18 protein-coding genes and 1 pseudogene are annotated in these 18412 nt (G+C 72.8%); 11 read left to right on the forward strand and 8 right to left on the reverse strand.

What is annotated here, in order from left to right; all coding sequences use genetic code 11:
• Positions 1 to 18: 18 nt before the first annotated feature.
• Together ACZ7LT_RS02415 and ACZ7LT_RS02420 are read right to left on the reverse strand one after the other, a co-directional pair.
• A complete protein-coding gene (locus ACZ7LT_RS02415; protein ID WP_471233014.1) occupies positions 19 to 639 on the reverse strand; it encodes a TetR/AcrR family transcriptional regulator in 621 nt (206 codons plus the stop codon).
• Positions 640 to 692: 53 nt separating this feature from the next.
• The gene (locus tag ACZ7LT_RS02420; RefSeq protein WP_471233016.1) at positions 693 to 2321 is read right to left on the reverse strand and encodes an MFS transporter; all 1629 of its coding nucleotides are present in this window, start codon (positions 2319 to 2321) and stop codon (positions 693 to 695) included.
• A gap of 190 nt (positions 2322 to 2511) precedes the next feature.
• On the opposite strand from ACZ7LT_RS02420, the gene panB reads away from it, so the two are divergent.
• The 3 genes from panB to ACZ7LT_RS02435 all read left to right on the forward strand — a co-directional run bounded on the left by panB (position 2512) and on the right by ACZ7LT_RS02435 (position 5376).
• A complete protein-coding gene (panB, locus tag ACZ7LT_RS02425; protein WP_471233018.1) occupies positions 2512 to 3378 on the forward strand; it encodes a 3-methyl-2-oxobutanoate hydroxymethyltransferase in 867 nt (288 codons plus the stop codon).
• A gap of 157 nt (positions 3379 to 3535) precedes the next feature.
• Entirely contained in the window at positions 3536 to 4528 is a 993-nt protein-coding gene (locus ACZ7LT_RS02430) for an ATP-binding cassette domain-containing protein (protein WP_471233020.1), read from the forward strand.
• Entirely contained in the window at positions 4525 to 5376 is an 852-nt protein-coding gene (locus tag ACZ7LT_RS02435; RefSeq protein WP_471233023.1) for an ABC transporter permease, read from the forward strand. The genes ACZ7LT_RS02430 and ACZ7LT_RS02435 overlap by 4 nt, the downstream gene beginning before the upstream one ends.
• Positions 5377 to 5389: 13 nt before the next feature.
• Here the strand turns inward: ACZ7LT_RS02435 and ACZ7LT_RS02440 are convergent, their stop codons facing one another.
• Complete coding sequence (locus ACZ7LT_RS02440; protein WP_471233025.1) at positions 5390 to 8905, reverse strand: AfsR/SARP family transcriptional regulator; 3516 nt, start codon at positions 8903 to 8905, stop codon at positions 5390 to 5392.
• Positions 8906 to 9344: 439 nt separating this feature from the next.
• Between ACZ7LT_RS02440 and ACZ7LT_RS02445 the strand changes: the two genes are divergently transcribed.
• Positions 9345 to 10148 (forward strand): site-2 protease family protein, encoded by an 804-nt coding sequence (locus ACZ7LT_RS02445; RefSeq protein ID WP_471233026.1) that lies wholly within the window; start codon positions 9345 to 9347, stop codon positions 10146 to 10148.
• 19 nt (positions 10149 to 10167) lie between these two features.
• On the opposite strand, the gene ACZ7LT_RS02450 is transcribed toward ACZ7LT_RS02445, so the two are convergent.
• Entirely contained in the window at positions 10168 to 10392 is a 225-nt protein-coding gene (locus ACZ7LT_RS02450) for a hypothetical protein (protein WP_471233028.1), read from the reverse strand.
• Between the two features lie 12 nt (positions 10393 to 10404).
• Complete coding sequence (gene npdG, locus ACZ7LT_RS02455; protein WP_471233031.1) at positions 10405 to 11109, reverse strand: NADPH-dependent F420 reductase; 705 nt, start codon at positions 11107 to 11109, stop codon at positions 10405 to 10407.
• 98 nt (positions 11110 to 11207) lie between these two features.
• Between npdG and ACZ7LT_RS02460 the strand changes: the two genes are divergently transcribed.
• Both ACZ7LT_RS02460 and ACZ7LT_RS02465 read left to right on the forward strand, forming a co-directional pair.
• Complete coding sequence (locus ACZ7LT_RS02460; protein ID WP_471233032.1) at positions 11208 to 11816, forward strand: hypothetical protein; 609 nt, start codon at positions 11208 to 11210, stop codon at positions 11814 to 11816.
• A 108-nt stretch (positions 11817 to 11924) separates the two neighbouring features.
• The gene (locus tag ACZ7LT_RS02465; protein ID WP_471233034.1) at positions 11925 to 13256 is read left to right on the forward strand and encodes an MFS transporter; all 1332 of its coding nucleotides are present in this window, start codon (positions 11925 to 11927) and stop codon (positions 13254 to 13256) included.
• A gap of 162 nt (positions 13257 to 13418) precedes the next feature.
• Here the strand turns inward: ACZ7LT_RS02465 and ACZ7LT_RS02470 are convergent, their stop codons facing one another.
• A complete protein-coding gene (locus ACZ7LT_RS02470) occupies positions 13419 to 13655 on the reverse strand; it encodes a hypothetical protein (RefSeq protein ID WP_471233037.1) in 237 nt (78 codons plus the stop codon).
• A 58-nt stretch (positions 13656 to 13713) separates the two neighbouring features.
• On the opposite strand from ACZ7LT_RS02470, the gene map reads away from it, so the two are divergent.
• Both map and ACZ7LT_RS02480 read left to right on the forward strand, forming a co-directional pair.
• The gene (gene map, locus ACZ7LT_RS02475; RefSeq protein ID WP_471233040.1) at positions 13714 to 14571 is read left to right on the forward strand and encodes a type I methionyl aminopeptidase; all 858 of its coding nucleotides are present in this window, start codon (positions 13714 to 13716) and stop codon (positions 14569 to 14571) included.
• A gap of 126 nt (positions 14572 to 14697) precedes the next feature.
• Entirely contained in the window at positions 14698 to 15348 is a 651-nt protein-coding gene (locus ACZ7LT_RS02480) for a biliverdin-producing heme oxygenase (protein WP_471233043.1), read from the forward strand.
• Between the two features lie 9 nt (positions 15349 to 15357).
• Here ACZ7LT_RS02480 and ACZ7LT_RS02485 read toward each other — a convergent pair whose 3' ends face one another.
• Entirely contained in the window at positions 15358 to 16059 is a 702-nt protein-coding gene (locus ACZ7LT_RS02485) for a PhzF family phenazine biosynthesis protein (RefSeq protein ID WP_471233046.1), read from the reverse strand.
• A gap of 126 nt (positions 16060 to 16185) precedes the next feature.
• Positions 16186 to 16344: a hypothetical protein gene (locus ACZ7LT_RS02490; protein WP_471233048.1), complete on the reverse strand. Its 159-nt coding sequence runs from the start codon at positions 16342 to 16344 to the stop codon at positions 16186 to 16188.
• 27 nt (positions 16345 to 16371) lie between these two features.
• Here ACZ7LT_RS02490 and ACZ7LT_RS02495 point away from each other — a divergent pair.
• From ACZ7LT_RS02495 to ACZ7LT_RS02505, 3 genes and pseudogenes are all read left to right on the forward strand, one after another.
• Positions 16372 to 16512: pseudogene (locus tag ACZ7LT_RS02495) on the forward strand (hemin ABC transporter ATP-binding protein); the annotation flags it as partial.
• Positions 16513 to 16579: 67 nt separating this feature from the next.
• Positions 16580 to 17515 (forward strand): FTR1 family iron permease, encoded by a 936-nt coding sequence (locus tag ACZ7LT_RS02500; protein ID WP_471233051.1) that lies wholly within the window; start codon positions 16580 to 16582, stop codon positions 17513 to 17515.
• Positions 17397 to 18383, forward strand: a complete 987-nt coding sequence (locus ACZ7LT_RS02505) for an SCO2278 family lipoprotein (RefSeq protein ID WP_471233053.1) — start codon at positions 17397 to 17399, stop codon at positions 18381 to 18383. The genes ACZ7LT_RS02500 and ACZ7LT_RS02505 overlap by 119 nt, the downstream gene beginning before the upstream one ends.
• Positions 18384 to 18412: the final 29 nt, after the last annotated feature.

Genomic DNA, 18412 nt, shown 5'->3' on the forward strand with positions numbered 1-18412 from the left:
CGGATGCGTGCCGCGTCGTCAGGACGGGGGCCGTACGCCGCCCAGGACGGCGTCGACGATCTGGGCGGCGAGCGCGGCGTCGAGCGGGGCCCCCGGGCGTATGACGCTGCGCAGGAGCAGCGGCCCGACGAAGAGGTCGTCGATGAGCTCGATGTCGAGGTCGGCGCGGATCTCGCCGGTGCGCACGCCGCGGCGCAGGACGTCACGGGTGAGGGTGCGGCGGGGTTCGATGACGATGCGGTGGTACGCCTCCCAGAGCTTGGGATAGCTCTGCATCTGGGCGAAGACGTTGTGCAGGAGTGCGGAGGAGCGCTTGGCGAGGCCGCGTTGGCGCAGGGCCTCCAGGAGGGCGACGAGGTCGTCGCGGACGGAGGTGCCGGGCAGGACGGGGTCGGGGGGTTCGACGGAGCGCAGGAGGTCGACGAAGAGTTCCTCCTTGCCGGGCCAGCGGCGGTAGATGGTGGCCTTGCCGACGCCGGCGGTGCGGGCGATCCGTTCGATGGAGACCTCGGCGAGCGGGACGCCCTGTTCGAGGAGGGCGACCGCGCCGTCGAGGATGGCCTGCTCGGCCGCCTCGCTGCGCGGGCGTCCGCGGCGGCCGGGCCCCGGGCCGTGCTGTTCGTCCTGCTGCCGGGACACGTCCGCTCCGCCCTCTCGTCGCCACCGCCTCAGCACCTGAGGGGGCGGTCATCTCATGAACGTACCGATTCTCGCTGGTCGTCCCCGCTGGTGTCGTCGGGGGCCGGGGCCGCCGGGGGCCGGGCCGGGGCCTGTCGGGGCAGGAAGACCGCCACGACGACCGCGCCGGCCACGGCGACGGCGGCCGAGCAGAGGGCGGTGATGTGCATGGCGTGGAGGAAGGCCTCGTGGGCGGGGGTGACCAGCGCTTTCCCGGCCGGTCCGAGGTGCTCGGCGGCGGCCAGGGTGGCCTCGACGGACTCCCCGGCCGCTGCCCGGGCCCCGGCGGGCACGGCGCCCAGGTGTCCTTCGATCCCACCGCGGTAGGTGGCGGAGAGTACGGAGCCGATGACGGCGACACCCAGTGCCCCGCCGACCTGGCGGAAGGTGTTGCTGACGGCCGAGCCGGAGCCGGCCTTCTCGCGGGGCAGGGACTGCATGACGGAGACGGTGACCGGGGGCATGACGTGGGCCATGCCGACGCCCTGGACGAAGAAGACGGTCTCCAGGAGCCACAGCGGGGTGGTGGCGTCGAAGAAGGCGAAGGCGGCGAGCCCGGCGCCGACCAGGAGCATGCCGGCCGTGCAGACGCTCCGGGCGCCGTAGCGCCGTACCACGAGCCGGGCGCGCGGCGCGAGGACCATTTGGGCGACGGCCATGGGCAGGATGAGCAGCCCGGCCTGCAAGGGGGTGTAGCCGCGCACGCTCTGCAGGTAGAAGGCGGAGAAGAAGGTCACGCCGAGTACGGCGAAGAAGATGAGCGCGATGGCGGTGACGGCGGCGGAGAAGGCCGGATCGCGGAAGTAGGCGAGGTCCATGGCCGGGTGGTCGCTGCGCTTCTCGTGCAGGACGAAGACGGCGAGGACGGCCACTCCGGCGAGCAGCGGCAGCAGCACGGTGGCGTCGGTGAAGTCGGCCAGCTCGCCGCCGCGGATGATGCCGTACACCAGCAGGACGAGGCCGACGACGGAGAGCACCACCCCGAGCGGGTCGATCCGGCCGGGCCGGGGGTCCTTGGAGTCGGGGACGAGGAGCACCATCGCGATGAGCGCGACGACCACGACGGGGACGTTGATCAGGAAGATCGAGCCCCACCAGAAGTGCTCCAGGAGGAGGCCGCCGGTGATGGGGCCGATGGCGATGGCCAGTCCGACCCCGCCGGCCCAGATCCCTATGGCCTTGGGCTGCTCCTCGCGGTCGAAGACGTTCATCAGGACGGCGAGGGTGGCGGGCATGACGAAGGCGGAGCCGAAGCCCATCACGGCGCGGTGGACGATCAGCTCGCCTGGCGAGTGGGAGAACGCGGCCATGGCGGAGCCGAGACCGAAGACGGCGAGTCCGAAGAGCAGCACCTTCTTGCGGCCGAACCGGTCGCCGAGGATGCCCGCGGTGAAAAGGAGCCCGGCGAAGACGAGCGTGTAGGAGTTGATGGACCACTCCAGCTCGCTCTGGGTGGCGCCGATGCCGGTGGGTGCGGGGCTCGCGATGGTCTTGACGGCGACGTTGAGGATCGAGCTGTCCAGGACGACGACGAGCAGGCTGAGCATGAGGACGCCGAGGACGGCCCAGCGACGGCGGTGCACGGCCTCGGGGATGGAGAGGGCCTGGGGACCGGGGCTGTGGGGGCCGGGGGTCGGGGACATATCTCCACGCTACTTTATTTTCAATACGAGACCGTCTCGTATCGAAAAGTGTTGCCTTCTGTGACGCCGGATGACCGACGCGTGAAGTGATGTGAACGGCCCCACTTCCCCGAGCGCGGCACGAGGTGCCACCATGGATGTGGTCCGGGGACGCCACAGGGCGCCTCGAGATGACGAAGGAGCCGGCACCATGACGCTTCAGGCTGCCCAGAAGCAGCCCGCCGACAGCAGCAGCAAGGCGCTGTACGGCGGCAAGGGCACTCGCCGCATCACCGTCCACGACATCGCCGCCGCCAAGGAGCGCGGCGAGAAGTGGCCCATGCTCACCGCCTACGACGCGATGACCGCGTCCGTCTTCGACGAGGCCGGGATTCCGGTGCTCCTCGTCGGCGACTCCATGGGCAATTGCCATCTCGGCTACGACACCACCGTGCCCGTCACGATGGACGAGATGACGCTGCTCTCCGCCGCCGTCGTACGGGGCACCAAGCGTGCCCTGGTCGTCGGCGACCTCCCCTTCGGCTCGTACCAGGAAGGCCCGGTACAGGCCCTGCGCAGCGCGACCCGGCTGGTCAAGGACGCGGGCGTGGGCGCCGTCAAGCTGGAGGGCGGCGAGCGGTCGCTGCCGCAGACCGAGCTGCTGGTCCAGGCCGGAATCCCCGTGATGTCACACCTCGGTCTGACACCGCAGTCCGTGAACACCATGGGATACCGCGTCCAGGGCCGCAGCGACGAGGCGGCGCACCGGCTGCTCAGCGACGCCAAGGCGGCGCAGGACGCGGGCGCGTTCGCCGTCGTCCTGGAGCTCGTACCGGCCGAGCTGGCCGCCGAGGTGACCCGTTCCCTGCACATCCCGACCATCGGGATCGGCGCGGGCCCGGACACCGACGCGCAGGTCCTCGTCTGGACCGACATGGCCGGTCTGACCGGAGGCAAGGTCCCGCGCTTCACCAAGCAGTACGCGAACCTGCGGGCGACGCTCGGCGACGCGGCGCGCGCGTTCGCCGAGGACGTGTCCGTCTCGGCCTTCCCGGCCGAGGAGCACACGTTCCACTAGGTTCCGCATTCCGGCCGGCCCACCGGCCGGCCCCTGAGCCATAGCGGCACAGACGACAGCCCGCCGACTTCCCCCATCGGCGGGCTGTCGGTCGTCTGTCGGTCCTCTGTCGGTGGAATGTCGGTGGATTGTCGGTGGCCGCTGGTCTCCTAGGGGCATGACGCGATCCGAACACAACGCCGTCGAGGTCCGGGGCCTCGTGAAGCACTACGGCGACACCAAGGCCCTCGACGGGGTCGACCTCGACGTACGGGAGGGGACGGTCCTCGGGGTGCTGGGGCCCAACGGCGCGGGCAAGACCACTCTCGTGCGCTGCCTGTCCACCCTGATCATCCCGGACGCCGGGACCGCCACCGTCGCCGGCTACGACGTGGTGCGCCACCCCCGGCAGCTGCGCCGCACCATCGGCCTCACCGGCCAGTACGCCTCCGTGGACGAGAAGCTCTCCGGCTGGGAAAACCTCTACATGATCGGGCGGCTGCTCGACCTGTCCCGCAAGGACGCCCGGCGCCGCGCCGACGAGATGCTGGAGCGGTTCTCCCTCACCGAGGCCGCCAAGCGCGCGGCGATGACCTACTCCGGCGGTATGCGCCGCCGGCTGGACCTCGCCGCCTCGATGATCGGGCAGCCCGCCGTGCTGTACCTGGACGAGCCGACGACCGGCCTCGACCCGCGGACCCGTAACGAGGTGTGGGACGAGGTCCGGCGGATGGTCTCCGAGGGCGTCACCGTCCTGCTCACCACCCAGTACATGGAGGAGGCGGAGCAGCTCGCCAGCGAGCTGACCGTCATCGACCGGGGGCGGGTCATCGCCAACGGCACGGTCGACGAGCTGAAGGCGAAGGTCGGCGGCCGGACGCTGAAGGTCCGCCCGGTCGATCCGGCCGATCTGCCGGAGATGGCCGCGGTCCTGCGCGAGACCGGCCTCGACGGCATCGCCGGAGCCACCGTCGTCCCCGACGAGGACGCGCTGTACGTGCCCATCCTCAGTGACGACCAACTGACCGCCGTCGTCGGCCTCTTCGGCGCCCGCGGCTACGGCATCGCCCACATCGGTACCCATCTGCCCAGCCTGGACGAGGTGTTCCTGGCCATCACGGGCGAGAAGACACACGTCTCCGACACGACGCCCGAAGAGGTCGCCGCATGAGCACCACCACCGTCACCCGCGCGCCCGCGCCCACGCCGGCCGCCCCGGCCGGGCGGAAGCCCGCCGCCGAGGGCCGGATCGGCCTGCGCGCCAACGTGCGCCACATCGGCGCCCTGGTGCGGCGCAACGCCCTGCAGATCAAGCAGGATCCGGAGTCGATGTTCGACGCGGTCCTGATGCCGATCATCTTCATCCTGCTGTTCGTGTACGTCTTCGGCGGCGCGATCTCCGGCAAGGGCAACAACGACGCCTACGTCAACTACGTGACCCCCGGTCTGATGGCGATGATGGGCCTGAACATCGCCATGGCCGTCGGCGTGGGCATCAACGACGACATCAAGAAGGGGGTGATGGACCGGTTCCGCACGATGCCGATAGCCCGGTCCTCCGTCCTCGTCGCGAAGATCGTCGTCGAGATCGGCCGCATGATGATCGCCACCGCGATCCTGCTCGGCACGGGCTTCCTGCTGGGCCTGGACATCAAGACCTCGGTCCTCCACCTCTTCGCCGCCATCGGCCTGTCGGTGGTGTTCGGGGCCTCGCTGATGTGGATCTTCATCCTGCTCGGTCTCACCATGAAGACGGCCCAGGCAGTCCAGGGAATCGCCATGCTGGTTCTGATGCCCCTGCAGTTCGGCTCCTCCATCTTCGCCCCGCCGAGCTCGATGCCCGGCTGGCTGAAGACCTTCACCGACTACAACCCGCTGTCCAACCTCGCCGACGCCGCCCGCAACCTGGTCAACGGCGGCCCGGTCGCCGAATCGGTGTGGATGACCCTCGGCTGGGCGGTCGCCATCACGGCCGTCACGGCGCCGCTCGCGGTCGCCAAGTTCCGCAAGAAGACCTGACGGCCGTACGGGCTCAGGTCCCGGCCGGCTCGTCCGGGTCGCGGGCGAGCAGGGCGGCGGCCTCTTCGAGGGAGAGGCCGCCGCCCTCGGCGTACGCCGCCGCGAAGACGGCGTCGTCGCCGAGCGCGTCCCGGGCGAGCTTCTCTGCCGTGGCCGCGTCCTCCCGCTCGGGCGGCGCGACGACATGGCCCGGCGGCAGCAGCGCGGCCTGCGCGCCGAGCAGCACCGCGGCCGTACGGGCCGACGCGCCGCCGAGCCCCGCCAGCGCCCAGGCGGCGGTGACCAGCTGGATCGACGGCATGTGCGGCGCGACCATGAGCGAGAGGGGCTCCCGGGAGCGCTCCAAGGCGCGTGCCGCCAGGCTCAGCGCCTCGGCGTGGCGGCCGTCCAGATTCTCCAGCCAGGCCAGGATGCCCAGGGTCACCCCGTCGAAGATCGACATGGTCTGGGAGCGGAACCGGGCACGCAGTTCGGTCATCTGCTCACGGGCCTCGGCGGTCCGGCCGGTGCGGCCGAGCCACACCGAGAGGAAGGTCTGCGCCGCGTACATCGCCTCGGCGCCGGAGCGGCGGCCTCCCGCCATGACCTCGCGCAGGATCGCCTCGCCCTCCTCGCCGCGCCCGGTCGCGGTGAGCACCTCGCCGTAGCGGGCCCGCAGGAGCGCCATCTGGGCCTGGGCGCCCAGGCGTTCGGCGTAGCCGATGGCGGCCGCGAAGTCCTCGGCGGCGGCCTCGTAGTCGCACCGCTTCTCCCGCGCCTCGCCGCGCGAGGAGAGCGCCTCGGCGGCGCCCCACGCGTCGTCGAGCCGCATGAAGATCTCCAGGGCTTCGTCGGCGTCCCGGGTCGCGTCCCCGGCCCATCCGGCGCGGTTGGCCAGGACGTTGGCCCGTACGCCGAGGGCGCAGGCCAGCTCCCAGTCGTAGCCGTACTCCCGGCAGGCGTCGACCGTACGGTCGAGCAGGTGGCGTACCTCGTCGGGGGAAGCGGTGAGCAGGACGGCGTAGAAGTGGAGGAAGCCGGGATGGCGGCAGGTCTGGGGCAGCCCGGCCCGGTAGACCGCGGCGATCTCGCGCAGCCGCTGGAGGCCCTTCGGGCTGGTCCAGACGGCGGACTCGTGGTCCATGCTGGCGATTTCGATCAGCCGCACCCCGCGCCGGGCCTCCCACCGTACGTCCTCGTCGAGCGGCGGGGGCGCGTCGGTGCAGCGCCGGGTGAGCGGGACGACGGGCGCGGCGGGCGGCGCGAACGGGTCGGGGCCGAGCGCGGCGGCCCGCTCGGCCCAGTGCCGGGCGTCGGCGCGCAGGTCGCGCAGCTGCCAGTAGGTGAGCAGGGAGTGGACGAGGACGAGGGCCTCGTCCTCGTCCTGGTCGGCCACGGCGCGGCGCAGGGCGGTGCGCAGGTTCTCGTACTCGGTGCTCAGGCGCGCGATGGCCCGGCTCTGGCCGCCGCCGCGCAGCTCGGGGTCGGTGGTGCGGGCGAGTTCGCGGTAGTGGACGAGGTGGCGGCGCTCGGCGTCGGCGCGGTCGCCGGCCTCGTCGAGGCGTTCGGCGCCGTATTCGGCGACGGTCTCCAGGAGCCGGTAGCGCATGCCGTCGCCGCCGGTGGGGTCGGCGACGACGAGCGACTTGTCGACAAGGGCGCCGAGCAGGGCGAGGGTGTCGGGCTCGGCGCAGACGGCCTCGGCGGCGTCCGGGTCGCAGCCGCCGCTGAACACGGACAGCCGCCGCAGGACGGTGCGTTCGGCGTCGCCGAGGAGGTCCCAGGACCAGTCGACGACGGCGCGGAGGGTCTGCTGGCGGGGCAGCACGGTCCGGGCGCCGGAGGTGAGCAGCCGGAAGCGGTCGTCCAGCCGGTCGGCGAGCTGGCGCGGGGTGAGCAGGCGCAGCCGCGCGGCGGCGAGTTCGATGGCGAGCGGCAGTCCGTCGAGACGGCGGCAGATCTCGGCGCAGGCGTCGTGGTCGTCGGCCGGGTCGAAGCCGGGCCGGGCGGCGGCGCCCCGCTCGGCGAGCAGCCGCAGCGCCATCGGGTCGGGCAGCGGGTCGACGGGCCGGAGCAGCTCGCCCGGGACGCCGAGCGGTTCGCGGCTGGTGGCGAGGACCGTCAGGCCGGGGCAGCGGGCGAGGAGTTCCTCGGCGAGGACGGCGGCAGCGTGGACGACGTGCTCGCAGTTGTCGAGGAGGAGCAGCATGCGGCGGCCGACGCAGTGCTGGACGAGCCGCCCGAGCGAGTCGGCGGCGCCCCCGGCGGCGCGCAGCTCCTCGGCCCCGGCTCCGCGCAGTACGGTCTCGCGGGCGCCCAGCGCGCCGAGGACGGCCTCGGGCAGGGCGTCGGGGTCGGCGACGGGCGCGAGCTCGACGAGCCACACGCCGTCCTCCCACGCGTCGGCGACCCGCTCGGCCGCCTCCTGCGACAGCCGCGTCTTCCCGGCTCCGCCGGGCCCGAGCAGGGTGACGAGCCGCGCCCGACCGAGGTCGTCCCGGATGCGGGCGATGTCCTCCTCGCGCCCGACGAAGCTGGTGAGCCGGGCGCGGAGGTTGCCGGGGGGTGGGAGTTCTGCTGGGCCGAGGGCGTGCGCGAGCGCCTCGCAGCCGGGGCCGGGGCCGGGGCCGGGGCCGACAGGTGCGGGGCCGGCGGGTGCGGGCCCGTCGGGGCCCAGGTGCGCGAGCGGCTCGCCGCCCGGGCGGCGCGCGAGCCGAGCGGCGGCCCCGGGCGTGCCGTGGCCGGGCGCGGCAGGGGCGGGCTCCTCCGACCCCCGTGGGTATGCGGGCCCAGCGGCGGCCTCGGGCATGCCCTGCTCGGCGCCGACGGGTGCGGGCCGCAGCAAATCCGCGTGCAGGGCGCGTAGTTCGGGCCCGGGGTCGGTACCGAGGCGGTGGGCGAGTCGGGTGCGTACGGTCTCATACGCGGCCAGCGCCTCGGCCGGGCGACCCGCCTCGCGCAGCGCCCGGATATGGAGCGCCTGCACGGGCTCGTCGAGCCGGAACTCGGTGGCGAGCGCGGCCAGTTCCGGCAGGGTCTCTTCGGCGCGGCCCAGGGCGAGGAGGGCGGCGAGGCGGGCGCGGCGGGCGGCGAGGCGGCGGGTCTCCCAGCGGGCGGCCTCGGCGGCCCGGTCGGGCAGGTCGGCGAGGACGGGGTCGCGCCACAGGGCGAGCGCCTCGTCCAGGATCCCGAGGGCGCGGCCCGGCTCGCCGCCGTCCCCGGCCCGTACGCCTTCGGTGACCAGCCGGTCGAAGCGGTGCAGGTCGACGGCGTCCCGGTCGGCGCCGAGGCGGTAGCCGCCGGGCACCGACACGACGGCGTCACGACCCAGGGCCCGCCGCAGCCGCCCGACCAGCGCCTGCAGGGCGGCGGGCGCGTCCTCGGGCGGGTCGCCGTCCCACACCTCGTCGACGAGCACCTCGACGCCCGCTCCCCGTCCGACCCGCAGCGCGAGCACGGTCAGCAGGGCACGCAGCCGTGGACCGCCGACGGGCCGCGGGGTGCCGTCGTCATGGAGAGCCTGGGTGGTGCCGAGTACGCGATAGTGCACGGTGACATTGTCCCCGGCCGACATCGTGCTGGGCATCGGCATTGTTTCCGGCCGACACCGTCCGTGGGGCGCCGGCACGTTCCCGCCCGGACCACATCCGTGGGCGCGCGGCATGTTCCGCCCGAGAACGCCGACGGGCGCCGAGGCATGGCCCCCGGCCGGACATCGCCGTAGGCGTGCGACATGTTCCCGCCCGACATCCCGGTGGACCGAGGCCTGCCCCCGGCCGGACCACGTCCGTGGGCGGGCGGGACTGCCCCGCCGGCGTCGCCGGTCGGCGCCGAGGCATGGCCCCCGGCCGGACCTCCTCCGCGGCCGTGCGGGACCGCCCCGCACGGCCGCGCCCCCGGCCCCGCGGCCAGGAACCCCAGGGCCTCGGCGGGACGTTCACCTATCGTCACCGGTACGGTCGACTCTCACCCGACCCCTGGAGCGCCCCATGACCACGGCCACCGCGCGCCGCGACCGCCGGATCAGTCCCGTCTTTCTGGGGATCGTCGCCGTCATGGCGGTCGCCGGCTGGGCCGTGTGGACGGGCTTCGCGGCCTCGCCCGGACTCGCGCTGTTCCTCTTCGTGACCGCCGCCTGGGTCGTCTCGCTCTGTCTGCACGAGTACGCGCACGCCCGCACCGCGCTGCACAGCGGCGACGCCTCCGTCGAGGCGCGTGGCTATCTCACCCTCAATCCGCTGAAGTACGCGCACGCGCTGCTCAGCATCGTGCTGCCGGTCCTCTTCGTGATCATGGGCGGGATCGGTCTGCCCGGTGGCGCGGTCTTCATCGACCGGGGCCGGATCCGGGGCCGCTGGAAGCACAGCCTGATCTCCGCCGCCGGGCCGCTGACCAACGTCCTCTTCGCCGTCGTCTGCACCGCGCCGTTCTGGCTCGGCGCGCTCGACGGGGTGCCGCTGGCGTTCCGGTTCGCGCTGGGATTCCTCGCGCTGCTCCAGGTCACGGCCGCGCTGCTGAATCTGCTGCCGGTTCCGGGGCTGGACGGCTACGGGGTGGTGGAGCCCTGGCTCTCGTACAACTTCCGCCGGAAGATCGAGCCGTACGCGCCCTACGGCTTCTTCATCGTGATCGCGCTGCTCTTCGTGCCCGTGGTCAACGACGCCTTCTTCGACGTGATCGACGCGCTGCTACGCGGGCTCGGGGTCAGCGACGCGGAGCGCTACTGCGGCTGGGAGCTCTACCGCTTCTGGCAGGAGGCCCCGGAGCTGTGCACCGCGGCCGTCGGCAACTAGGCCCCCGCCCCCGCCTGGGTCAGGCCTCGCGGCTGATCCGGGCCCGGCGGATGTAGTACCACGCCATGTTGGAGGAGAGGCCGGCGAGGAGCACCCAGATCACGCCGAGCCAGCTGCCCTGGACGAAGGAGACGACGGCGGCGGCCACGGCGAGGACGCAGACGGCGAGGGCGTACAGAGCGAGGCGGGGCATGGGGGTCGGCTTTCTCTCCGGCGGTGAGGTACGTCCACCAGTGTCCCCCATGCCCCTGGCCCGCTAGACGTCGGTCACGCGCAGACCGGCGTGCGCCTTGTAGCGGCGGTTGACCGAGATCAGGTTGGCGACGAGCGATTCGACCTGGTGGGCGCCCCGCAGCCGGCCCGCGAAGACGCCGCGCATGCCCGGGATACGGGCCGCCAGCGCCTGCACGATGTCGGTGTCGGCGCGGGTCTCGCCGAGGACCATCACATCCGTGTCGATCTCCTCGATCGACTCGTCCTGGAGCAGGACCGCGGACAGGTGGTGGAAGGCGGCCGTGACCCGCGAGTCCGGCAGCAGGGCGGCGGCCTGCTCCGCGGCGCTGCCCTCCTCGGGCTTGAGGGCGTACGCGCCCTTCTTGTCGAAGCCGAGCGGGTTGACGCAGTCGACGACCAGCTTCCCGGCCAGCTCCGCGCGCAGGGACTCCAGCGTCTTGGCGTGTCCCTCCCACGGCACGGCGATGATCACGACATCGCTGCGGCGGGCGCAGTCGGCGTTGTCGGCGCCCTCGATGCCGAGGCCGAGCTCGGCGGCGGCGGCCTCGGCGCGCTCGGCGGCCCGGGAGCCGATGATCACCTTCTGGCCGGCCCGGGCGAGGCGGTAGGCCAGACCGCGGCCCTGGTCGCCGGTGCCACCGAGGACGCCGACGACCAGGCCGGAGACGTCGGGGAGGTCCCACGGGTCCTTGGCCGCGGGCTTGGGCGTGCTGTCATTCGAAGTCATGGACCCGACAGTACGGGACGGGCTGGACCGTTCCCGTACGGGTGAGCTGCCGCCCGACCGGCCCCGCCCGCGGCGCCGTTCGGGCAGGATGCGGGCCCATGGATGCCGTGCGTGTCGCGCTGCTGCGTGAGGTGCTCGCCGGGACCGAGTGGCCGGCGACGACCCGCTGTTTCGCCGGGGCTCTGCGGTCGTCGGTGGTCCCGCAGGGTGGCGGGCTGCTGCTGGTGGGCACCGAGGAGTACGAGCCGTGGCATCTGGCCGCGCATCTGGTGGACGAGGCCGCGTGGTCGGGGCAGCCGGAGCTGTCGCCCACGCTCGTACGCCACCGGGTGAGCCCGGGCGACCCGGCCCATCTGGCGGTGGGTCTGGGCCGGCTGGAGTCGGCGGGGCGCGGGGCGACACTGCTGATGGTGGCCCCGCACCGGCCCGGGCCGAGCGTGCTGGAGCGGGTGCACGACGCGCGGCGGGCCGGGGCGACGGTGCTGGCGCTGGACGGCGGCGATCCGGAGGTGCGGGGCCTCGCGCACGAGGCGCTGGCCGTCCCCGAGGAGACGGCGGGGGTGGATCTGGACATCGTGCAGCACCTGGTCAGCGCGGCGGCCGGGGAGAACAGCCTGCCGGCCGAGCCTCGGGGCCGGCGCCGCCTGCGGGACCGGCTGGCGCGTCTGGCGGACCAGCTGACCTCCCCTCCGCCGGTGCGCTGGTAGGGGCGACGGCCGGATACTTCGGCCCGCCGCTGGTAGGGGCGACGGCCCGACACATCGGCCCGGTAAATCGATTGCCCGGTCGAGGCCTCGGGCGGACCATGGCCCTTCGTGTCCCCCAAGCTCTCCTCCAGGCTCTCCTCCAAGCGCTCCTCCGCGCTCTCCTCCCTCCTGCCAGATCTCTCCCCCTGGCGTTCCTCGCGGGACTTCCGTCTGCTGTGGATCCAGGGTCTGGTCACCACCTTCGCGAGCTTCATGGCGATGGTCGCGCTGCCGCTCCAGATCAAGGACCTGACCGGCTCGCCGTTCGCGGTCGGCGCGATGGGCGCGGTGGAGCTGGTTCCGCTGGTGGTGTTCGGGCTGTACGGCGGGGCGCTCGCGGACGCCGTCGACCGGCGCCGGGTGATCCTGTGGACGGAGGTGGGTCTCGGCCTGCTGGCGGCGATCCTGCTGGTCAACTCCTTGCTGCCGCAGCCTCTGCTGTGGCCGCTGTACGTGGTCGCGGCCGGGGTCTCGGCGGCCGCCGGGCTCCAGCGGCCCGCGCTGGACTCCCTGCTGGCCCGGATCGTGCCGCACGACCAGCAGACGGCGGCGGCCGCGCTGAACGCGCTGCGCTGGCAGGTCGCCGCGATCGCGGCGCCCGCTGCGGCGGGGCTCGTGGTGGCGTACGCCGGCCACGCCCCTTCGTACGGTGTGACGATCGCAGGGCTCGCCGTCTCCGTACTGCTCTGTCTGCGGCTGGCGCCCGCGCCGCCTGCCCATGACGCCCAGAAGCCGTCGCTGCGCGGGATCGCCGAGGGCGCGCGGTACGCCTGGTCACGGCCGGTGCTGCTGGGGACGTACGCGATCGATCTGGCGGCGATGCTCTTCGCCTTCCCGAACACGATCTTCCCCTTCCTGGCGGACGAGCTGGACGCGCAGTGGGCGCTGGGCCTGATGTACGCGGCCGGGTCGGTCGGCTCGGTGCTGCTCAGTCTGACGAGCGGCTGGACCTCGCGGGTGCGGCGGCACGGGCTGCTGGTGGTCTTCGGGGCGGCGGGCTGGGGGGCGGCGATCGCGGCGGCGGGCTGGTTCTCGAACGTATGGCTGGTGCTGCTGTGCCTGGTGGCCGCCGGGGCGGGCGACATGCTCAGCGGTCTGGGCCGCTCCACGATCTGGAACCAGACCATCCCGGAGTCGCTGCGGGGGCGGCTGGCCGGTATCGAGGTGCTGTCGTACAGCGTCGGCCCGCAGCTCGGCCAGGTCCGCGCGGGCGCCATGGCGGGCTGGACGGGCACCCGTCCGGCGATCTGGTCGGGCGGCCTGGCCTGTCTGGTGTCGGTGGCGGCCCTGACCGTGGTGCTGCCGAAGCTGGTGACGTACGACGCGACGACCGACGAGGACGCGGCCCGGCGCCGGGCCCAGCACGAGGACGCCTCCGACTCGGCCTCGGCGACGGCATGACGGTGGCCCGCCGCCCCGAGAAGGGGTGGCGGGCCACGTGCCGGGGCCGGCTCGACGCGTGGGTCGAGGGGCGAACGGCCCGGCCGTCCCGTCGAACGGCCACCGGTTCAGTCCGTCGGGCGCGGGGCCAACGCCCACTCCGTCCGTCGAACGGCCACCGGCTCAGTCCGTCGGGCCCGCGTCCTCGCCCTTGGACGGGTCGTGCCACTTCGGGTCCGTCTCCCACTCCACGTTCCGCTCCCGCGCCCGTTCCATCGCGTGCCCGGCCTCCTCACGTGACGTGTACGGGCCGAAGCGGTTCTTGGCCGGGCACTCGGGGCCCTCCTCGACCTTCTTGTGCTCCAGGCAGTAGAACCACTCGCCCGGTTTGCCCACCGCGCGCCTCTTGAACAGGGCCATGTCCGGCTCCTTCCTCTGACCACATGCTGCCCCACCCCCGCTGGTTAGACTCGCTGACATGTCTGGCCAGTCGCTGCTCGCACCAGGGGAGCTCTCCCCCACCCGTTCCGTTCCCGGTTCCATCCGACGTCCCGAGTACGTCGGGAAGCCGGCACCCGCGCCGTACACCGGTCCGGAGGTGCAGGATTCCGACACGATCGAGCGGATGCGCATCGCCGGGCAAATCGCCGCGCAGGCGATGGCGGAGGCCGCCAAGCACATCGCGCCGGGTGTGACCACGGACGAGCTGGACCGGGTCGCGCACGAGTTCCTGTGCGACCACGGCGCCTACCCCTCCACGCTCGGCTACCGCGGTTTCCCCAAGTCCCTGTGCTCCTCGGTCAACGAGGTCATCTGCCACGGCATCCCCGACTCCACCGTCCTGCGGGACGGCGACATCGTGAACCTGGACGTCACCGCCTACATCAACGGCGTCCACGGCGACAACAACGCCACCTACCTCTGCGGCGACGTCGACGAGGAGTCCCGGCTCCTGGTCGAGCGGACCCGTGAGTCGCTGAACCGGGCGATCAAGGCGGTCAAGCCCGGCCGCCAGATCAACGTCATCGGCCGGGTCATCGAGTCGTACGCGAAGCGGTTCGGATACGGCGTCGTGCGCGACTTCACCGGGCACGGGATCAATTCCTCGTTCCACTCCGGGCTGATCATCCCGCACTACGACTCCCCGCACGCCACCACCGTGATCCAGCCCGGCATGACGTTCACGATCGAGCCGATGCTGACGCTGGGCACGCACGAGTACGACATGTGGGCCGACGGCTGGACCGTGGTGACCAAGGACCGGAAGCGGACGGCGCAGTTCGAGCACACGCTCGTGGTGACCGAGACGGGGACCGAAATTCTCACGTTGCCGTGACCCCGTGACGGGGTAGCGTCTTACCGACAGGTCGTCGGGAACCAGTTGACTTAGGTAAGCCTAAGTAGCAGGATCGTAACTGGTTCCCGTCCCCCTCGGTTCCGGAGGCACGCCTTGGACACGCCCGTGGACACGCCCTTCTCGACGCTCATCCGAGTCGCTTCGCACGAGCAGCACACCGAAGCGGAGACCTCGACCTTCATGAGCGATCTGCTCGGCGGACGGCTGGGTGTGGACGCGTACACCCGCTACACCGAGCAGCTGTGGTTCGTGTACCGCGCGCTGGAGGGCGCCGCGGAGACCCTGAAGGACGATCCGGTCGCGGGGCCGTTCATCCGGCCGGAGCTGTTCCGCACGGCCGAGCTGGAGCGGGACCTCGCGCATCTGCGGGGCCCCGGCTGGCGGAACGGGCTGACCGCACTGCCGTCGACGGCCGCGTACGCCGCCCGGGTCGAGGAGTGCGCGAGGACCTGGCCCGCCGGGTATGTGGCCCACCACTACACCCGATATCTGGGCGACCTCTCCGGTGGGCAGATCATCCGGGACAAGGCCGAGCGCACGTGGGGGTTCGCGCGCAAGGGCGACGGCGTGCGCTTCTACGTCTTCGAGCAGATCTCCAACCCGGCGGCGTTCAAGCGGGCCTACCGCGAGCTCCTGGACCGGGTGAACGCGGACGACCTGGAGAAGCAGCGGATCGTCGACGAGTGCAAGCGCGCCTTCGACTTCAACGGCGCGGTGTTCCGGGAGCTGGGCGGCGAGTTCCCGCTCAGCGCGTAGCGGAGCGGCTCAGCGGACGGGCGGCTCAGCGGACGGGGTGAAGGCCGGGTCGAAGCGGACCCGGCCGCCGAGCTCGATGATGCCGTCGGGGCCGGGGGCGGTCAGCAGCTGTGACCCCCGGCCCTGCCTGATGTTCAGGGCGCGGCCCAGCTCGGCGGTGAGCAGCAGCGCCGCCGCGCCGGTGGCCTCGTCCTCGTCGATACCGTCGCCCCGGCCAGGGAACGCGCGGGCGCGGATCCGGCCGGCGGACTCGTCCTCCCAGGCCCAGGCGTAGATCCACTCCCCGGGCTCCGGCACCTCCAGGGCGTCGACCTCGGCCGCGGAGGTGTAGGCGCGCAGGGTGCGCGGCGGGGCCCACTCGGCGCGGGCGTTGATCCAGGTGAACTCGCCGTCGTGGCGCACCCACACCTCCCCCGCGGGCGGGTTGATCACTTCCAGGTCGAGCAGCCAGGCCACTCCGACCAGCGGATGCCCGGCGAAGGGCAGCCGCACGGCGGGGGTGTAGATGTCGACGACGCCGAGCTCGGGGTCGTCCACGAACACCGTCTCGCTGAAGCCCAGGTGCTTGGCGAGCGCCTGCCGGGAGGCCTCGTCGGGGTGGGTGCGCCCGTCGCGTACGACGGCGAGGGCGTTGCCGTGCCGGCCGTCGCCCGCGCAGAAGACGCGCAGCACGTCGATGTCGGTCGCGGTCGTTTTCGTTCCGGCGTTCATCCGGGCATTCAAACATCCGCGACCTGGGGGCCGCACGGCAAACCAGGGCCGCGGCGTGCGTTTTCCCGCACACCGCGGCCCGGTTCCTGTGGGGGTCTACGAGGTCCGACGAGGCCCTACGGATGGTCAGTTTCCGGTCGTACGGCGGCGTACGGCGAAGACGACCGCGGCGCCGGCGGCCACGGCGGCGCCCGCCGTACCGCCCGTGGTCGCGCCGGTGGTGCCCGTGGAGCCGTTGGCGCTGGGCAGGTTGGCGTTCTTGGAGTGGGCGAGGGAGACCGTCACCGGGTCGACGGCCGTGCCCGGCTGGCTCACGACAGCCGCGTCGCCGCGGACGGGCCGCCCGCCGAGGTGTTCGACGCGGCGCTGTTGAGCGGGGTGTACCGGCAGCCGGTCGAGGTGGTGCCGCATCCCCGTACCGGCACGCCTTTGATCGTCCCCGTCCGCGGTTAGGTTGGGACCGCGCCCCTCTTCAGGGCCGGGGGCCGGGCGCTGTCCTCCTGACCTGAAGGGACCCGACGTGTACGGCATCTACCTGATAGGCCTGCGGCAAGGCCTGGCGGCGATCGTGGTCGTCTGCGTCCTCGCCGCGTATCTGGTGAGGATCGGCCGACGGGACGCGCTGCGGCCGGTCCGGGCCGGTGCCGGCATCGCGGCGAGCCTGGCGCTCGCCTTCGGCTGCCTCCTGGAATTCGGCTCGCAGGAACTGACCGCCGAGGCGCGGGAGCTGCTCGGCGGCTCGCTCTCGGTCCTCGCCGCGGGCCTGATGACCTGGCTGGTCTTCCGGATGCGGCGCACGGGCCCTCAGCAGGAGGTGGCGGTGGGGGCGGTGTTCGCCACGGCGATCCTGGCGGTGGGCCGGGAGGGCCTGGAGACGGCGCAGTACGTGTGGGCGTCCGTGCGGGCCGCCACCGACGAGGCCGGTTCGTCCGGCCCGCTGTGGAATCTGCTGCTGGGCCTCGCGACCGCGGCCGTGCTCGGCCTGCTGTTCCACCGGGGCCTGCTGCGAATCCGGCCGGCGAGGTTCTTCACCTGGGCCGGCGGCATGCTGGCCGTGGTGGCGGCGGGTGTCCTCGCGTACGGCGTCCAGGGCCTGCGGGATGCGGGCCTCCTGGGCGGCACCGGCGGTCCGTCGGACACGGCGTTCGACATCGGCTCCGTACTCCCGCCGGACAGCTGGTACGGCACGCTTCTGACGGGTGTGTTCGCCTTCCAGCCCGATCCGACGGAGCTCCAGGTGTGGGTGTGGGTGCTGTATCTGGTCCCGGCGCTCGCGCTCTTGCCAGCCCCGGTAGGGTTCGGTCGGTCAGTGGGGGTCGAGGAGCAGAAGGCAACCGATGAGAAGGCTGAGGCCCGCGACGGCGCTCGCGACGGTGACGGTGCTGGCGACGGTGGCGACCGGCTGTGTGACGGTGCACGGCGAGCTGGAAGTCGTACCGGCGGCGACGACGTCTGAGGCCGAACAGGCCGTCAAGGACTTCACCGAGGCGTACAACAAGGCGGACAAGGCGTACGACCCGGCTCTCGACGCGGGCCGGGTCACCGGTCCGCTCGGCGCCGTCAACCAGGCGGGTCTGAAGGCCCGTTCCGTCACCAGTCCGAACGGCAATCCGCAGCACCAGGCGCTGGAGCTGACGGACACGACGTTCGTCATCCCGAAGAAGGCGGGCTGGCCGCGCTGGTTCGTCGCGAACGCCGACTCGAACCGTGACACCGACAGCGGCGCCGCCGACACCCGCTGGCTGCTCGTCTTCGTCAAGAACGGCTCGCAGCAGCTGTGGGAGGTGGCGTACCTCTCGATCCTCGCCCCCGGGCAGATCCCGGCGCTCAAGAAGGACGCCGCCGGGTTCGTGGAGCCGGCCGACCCGGCCTCGACGACGCTGGCGGTGGCGCCGCGGAACCTGAGCGAGGCGTACGCCTCGTATCTGGGCAACGGAAAGCCGGAGCAGTTCGCGCCCGGTCCGCACACCAACGGCTGGCGCGAGGAGCGGGTGAAGGGCGCGCGGCGGGCGGGTCTTGCCACGCAGTACGTCGACCAGGCCCTGGACACCGGTGACTTCGCGCCGCTCGGCCTGACCACCGAGGACGGTGGGGCGCTGGTCTTCTTCGCGATCCGCTTCCACGAACGGCAGACGGCCGCACCCGGCTACCGTCCGAAGGTGAGCCCGGACGTGAAGGCGCTGATGACCGGCGAGGTGAAGAACACGGTCACCAAGGAGTGGGTGGCGAGCCAGACCGTGCTGGTGAAGCCGGCCGGACAGGAGCGCGACGGGGTGACGGTCCTGGGCCGGCTCCAAGGCGTGGTCTCGGCGCAGGGGTCGTAGCGCTGCCCCGTCGCGGCGGGTGCGCGCGG

Source organism: Streptomyces sp. NPDC039465 (assembly GCF_055639315.1).